At 70.4% G+C, this 4,223-nt stretch carries 5 protein-coding genes; all 5 read left to right on the top strand.

What is annotated here, in order from left to right; all coding sequences use genetic code 11:
- Positions 1–345, top strand: a 345-nt coding sequence (gene ruvX / locus JWN68_RS09085) for a Holliday junction resolvase RuvX (RefSeq protein WP_297737854.1), incomplete at its 5' end; no start/stop codon positions are given.
- Positions 342–1,490 carry an endolytic transglycosylase MltG gene (gene mltG, locus JWN68_RS09080; RefSeq protein ID WP_297737851.1) on the top strand — a complete coding sequence of 383 codons (1,149 nt, stop codon included), beginning with the start codon at positions 342–344 and terminating at the stop codon, positions 1,488–1,490. The genes ruvX and mltG, both read left to right, overlap by 4 nt.
- On the top strand, positions 1,490–2,320 hold the full coding sequence (locus JWN68_RS09075) for a shikimate dehydrogenase (RefSeq protein ID WP_297737856.1): 831 nt from the start codon (positions 1,490–1,492) through the stop codon (positions 2,318–2,320). Before mltG ends, JWN68_RS09075 begins: the two co-directional genes overlap by 1 nt.
- A complete protein-coding gene (locus JWN68_RS09070) occupies positions 2,317–3,072 on the top strand; it encodes an A24 family peptidase (RefSeq protein WP_297737849.1) in 756 nt (251 codons plus the stop codon). The genes JWN68_RS09075 and JWN68_RS09070 overlap by 4 nt, the downstream gene beginning before the upstream one ends.
- A 43-nt stretch (positions 3,073–3,115) precedes the next feature.
- Positions 3,116–4,223 (top strand): chorismate synthase (gene aroC, locus JWN68_RS09065; RefSeq protein ID WP_297737846.1); only part of this gene is annotated, 1,108 nt, incomplete at its 3' end.

Genomic DNA, 4,223 nt, shown 5'->3' with positions numbered 1-4,223 from the left:
GGTGATGTGTCCCGGCTTCGGCGGCTCGTAGAGGAGAACGACGCGGTCGAGGTGGTCGTCGGACTCCCCCGCTCCCTGTCCGGGGGAGAAGGCCCCGCTGCGGCCAAGGTGCGCGAGTTCGCGGCCGTGTTGGCTCGGCAGATTGCGCCCGTACACGTCAGACTGTGTGATGAGCGACTGACCACCGTGTCGGCGGAGTCCATGCTCCGCGACCGTGGTCGCAAGGGACAGGACCGGCGATCTGTGGTCGACATGGCAGCCGCCGTACTCATCCTGCAGAACGCATTGGACACCGAACGCGCGAGTGGCACCGCGCCTGGAGAGATCGTCGAGGTCGAGCAGTGAGTGAAGAGAGCGCCGTCGAGGATGACGGCTACTACGAGGGCGGTGCACGACGCGCGAAGAAGAAGCGCGGTGTCTCCGGCTGCCTGGCGGTGCTGGTCGCCCTTGCCGTGCTCGTGGTCCCCTCCTACTTCGCCGTGACCAAGGGCGTCGAGTGGATCAAGGACCAGACCTCGACCTCGGAGGACTTTCCCGGCCCCGGCAAGGGCAAGGTGACCTTCGAGGTCAAGGAGGGTGACGCAGTCGCCGCCATCGGTCGCAACCTCAAGGCCGAGGGCGTCGTCGCTTCGGTACAGTCCTTCCTCGACGCGGCCGCTGCCGACCCGGACTCCTCCGGGATCCAGGTGGGGTTCTACGAGCTGAAGAAGGAGATGCCGGCCGAGGATGCGCTCGACGTGCTGCTCGACCCGGGCAACCAGGTCAAGAGCGTCGTCACCGTCCCGGAAGGTCTGCGGGTGGAGGACACGATCACGCTGTTGGCCGAGAACACCGAGTGGGGGGAGGCGAAGTGGAACGCCGCGCTCAAGGACGTCGGTGCGCTGGGCCTGCCCGACTACGCCGAGGGCAACGCGGAGGGCTACCTGTTCCCGGCGACGAACGAGATCAGTCCGAAGGACATGCCCCAGGACATCCTGGCCAAGATGGTCGACCGCTGGCGTCAAGCAGCTGAGGAGGCCGGTCTCGAGGAGGCCGCGGCCGAGCTGGGCAAGACGCCCGCCGAGCTGATGGTCATCGCCTCGCTCGTCGAGGCCGAGGGCCGTGGCGACGACATGCCCAAGATCGCACGCGTCATCTACAACCGGCTCGACGGACCTGGCGACCAGGGTGGGACCAACGGGCGGTTGCAGATCGACGCCAGCGTCAACTACGGCCTCGACCAGGAGCTCGGGGTGGCGCTGACCACCGAGCAGCTCGCGCAGGACACGCCGTACAACACCTACACGAGGGTGGGTCTGCCGCCGACGCCGATCGAGGCGCCGGGTGACGACGCCATCGCCGCCGCTGCCGACCCGGAGGAGGGTGGCTGGTACTACTACGTCACGGTGGACCTGGCGACCGGCGAGACGAAGTTCGCCGAGACCTACGACGAGTTCCTGGCCTACAAGGACGAGTACACCCAGTACTGCACCACGTCCGACGCGTGCTGATGGAGCGCCGGTGCGGGGTGCTGGGTGACCCGATCGCTCACTCCCTCTCGCCGATCCTCCATCAGGCGGGCTATGACGTGCTGGGCCTGGACTGGGAGTACGCCGCCCACCGCGTCGGCTCCGGTGGGCTCCCTGCCTTCGTGGACGGCCTGCGCCAGGACCCCGCCGGCAGCTGGCGCGGGCTCTCCCTCACGATGCCGCTCAAGCGCGAGGCCGTGCCGCTGGTCGACGAGCTGACCGAGCGGGCCAGGCTCGCCCGTGCCGTCAACACGATCGTCCTCCAGGACGATCGCCTGCTCGGGGACAACACCGACATCCCCGGGGCGATCGCGGCGATCCGGGAACGCACGTCGGCACCACTCGCGACCGCGGTGATCATCGGCGGCGGCGCCACCGCGACGTCCGTCGGGCTGGCGCTGGCCGACCTGGGCGTACGCCGACTGGAGATCATCGCCCGCTCGACCGAGCGCGCCTTCGAGGCCGTCGAGACCGTGGCCGGACATCCCGGTCGACCGGAGGTCACCGCACGGCGGCTCGACGAGCTGTCCGCGCTGGCGGTCGACCTGGTGGCGTCCACGATCCCGCCGGATGCCCAGGACGCGCGCCTTGTGGCGGCGTGCAGCGACGTACCCGTCGTCTTCGAGGTGGTCTACCACCCGTGGCCGACGCCCCTGGCTGCCTCGGTCGGCGACCGGGTGCTGGTGGGCGGTCTCGACCTGCTGGTCCACCAGGCAGCCGTGCAGTTCGAGCTGTTCACCGGCAAGCCCGCGCCCGTGGCTGCGATGCGCGCCGCCGGCGAGCGGGCACTGGCGGAGCGGACGTCGCCATGAGTCTCCTCGGCGCCATCGTGGCGAGCTGCCTGTGCGGAGTGCTCGGACTCCTCGTGCCGCGGCTCATCGCAGCCGTCCCCGAGCCTGAGCCCGACCTCGAGTCCGAGTCCGAGTCCGACGACCTCGAGCCGGAACCGGCACAGGATGTTGCCGACAAGCAGTTGTACGTCGACATCGCGGCTGGACCTCGGCTGGCACCGGGCAGCGCTGCGGCCTCCGCGATCGTCGGCGTCCTGATCGGTGCGGTCGTCGGACTCGACTGGTCGCTGCTCTTCCTGGTCCCCCTGGTGCCCGTCGGCGTCGCCCTCGCGCTCATCGACTGGCGGACCCGACTCCTGCCCACGTGGATCATCAAGCGGACCTACATCACGCTGATCCCGCTGGTCGTCATCGCCGCACTGGCGAGCGGCGAGCCGCGGCTCCTGCTCCAACGAGCAGCAATCGGCTGGGCCGTCCTCGGGGGCTACTACTTCCTCTCGTGGCTGGTCTACCCGCGCGGGATGGGGTACGGCGACGTCCGCCTCAGCGGGATCCTCGGGATCGCCCTGGGCTACCTCGGTTTCGGCGAGATCGTGATCGGTGCCATGTCGGGGTTGCTCCTCGGAGCCGTGGGCGGCGTCCTGCTGAGCGTGTTGAAGGTCGTCGACAGGAAGCACAACCCGTTCGGTCCCTGGATGCTGGTCGGAGGGGTGGTGGGCATCGTCCTCGGCCCTGTCTATGCCGCGTGGGCCTGGGGCAATCTCGCCGGCTGACGGCGACAACCTGCGGCCGCCGCTCGCGTGAAAGACTGCGCCAATGCTGCGTTGGCTCACCGCGGGCGAGTCCCACGGCCCCTCCCTGGTCGCCATCCTCGAGGGGATGCCGGCTCACGTCCAGATCACCACCTCGGACATCTCCGAAGCGCTCGCGCGACGCCGGCTCGGCTACGGCCGGGGCGCCCGGATGAAGTTCGAGGCCGACGAGGTCACGATCACCGGCGGCGTCCGCCACGGCGAGACCATGGGCGGCCCGGTCGCGATCCAGGTGGGCAACACCGAGTGGCCCAAGTGGGAGAAGGTGATGTCGGCCGACCCCGTCGACCCCGCCGAGCTCGACGCGCTCGCCCGCAACGCCGCCCTGACCCGGCCGCGACCCGGGCACGCCGACCTGGTCGGCATGCAGAAGTACGACTTCGAGGAGGCCCGACCGATCCTTGAGCGTGCCTCCGCCCGCGAGACCGCGGCGCGGGTCACCCTCGGCCGCGTCGCGAGCAACTTCCTCCGCCAGTCCGTCGGTGCCGAGGTCGTCAGCCACGTGGTCGAGCTGGGCGGCGTACGCGCCCCGGCCGGCTCGGTCCCGGAGCCGGGGGACGTGGAGCGTCTCGACGCAAACCCGGTGCGCTGCCTGGACCCCGACGCAGCGGCGGCGATGGTCGAGCGCATCGACCGAGCCCACAAGGACGGTGACACCCTCGGCGGGATCGTCGAGGTCGTCGTCCACGGCCTCCCGCCGGGGCTCGGATCCCACGTGCACTGGGACCGACGGCTCGACGCGCGCCTCGCCGGAGCGCTCATGGGCATCCAGGCCATCAAGGGCGTCGAGGTCGGCGACGGGTTCGAGACCGCGCGCACCCCCGGCTCCCTGGCGCACGACGAGATCGTCTCCACCGAGGGGGGCCTGCGGCGTACGTCCGGTCGCTCCGGCGGCACCGAGGGCGGCATGTCCACCGGCGAGGTCCTTCGTGTCCGCGCCGCCATGAAGCCCATCGCCACCATCCCCAGGGCGCTGAAGACGGTCGACGTCGTCACCGGCGAGGAGACCGTCGCCCACCACCAGCGCTCCGACGTCTGCGCGGTCCCCGCGGCCGGCATCGTCGCCGAGGCAATGGTGGCCCTGGTGCTCGCCGACGCCGTCCTGGAGAAGT

Source organism: Nocardioides sp. (genome assembly GCF_025964975.1).
In the GTDB taxonomy this organism is placed as follows: Bacteria; Actinomycetota; Actinomycetes; order Propionibacteriales; family Nocardioidaceae; genus Nocardioides.
Note: the sequence above shows the minus strand (reverse complement) of the source record. Positions and strands in the feature narration are given on the sequence as shown.

Coding starts and splice junctions, on each gene's coding strand:
- JWN68_RS09070 (WP_297737849.1), top strand. CDS start 2,317: ATGAGTCTCCTCGGCGCCATCGTGGCGAGCTGCCTGTGCGGAGTGCTC.
- JWN68_RS09075 (WP_297737856.1), top strand. CDS start 1,490: ATGGAGCGCCGGTGCGGGGTGCTGGGTGACCCGATCGCTCACTCCCTC.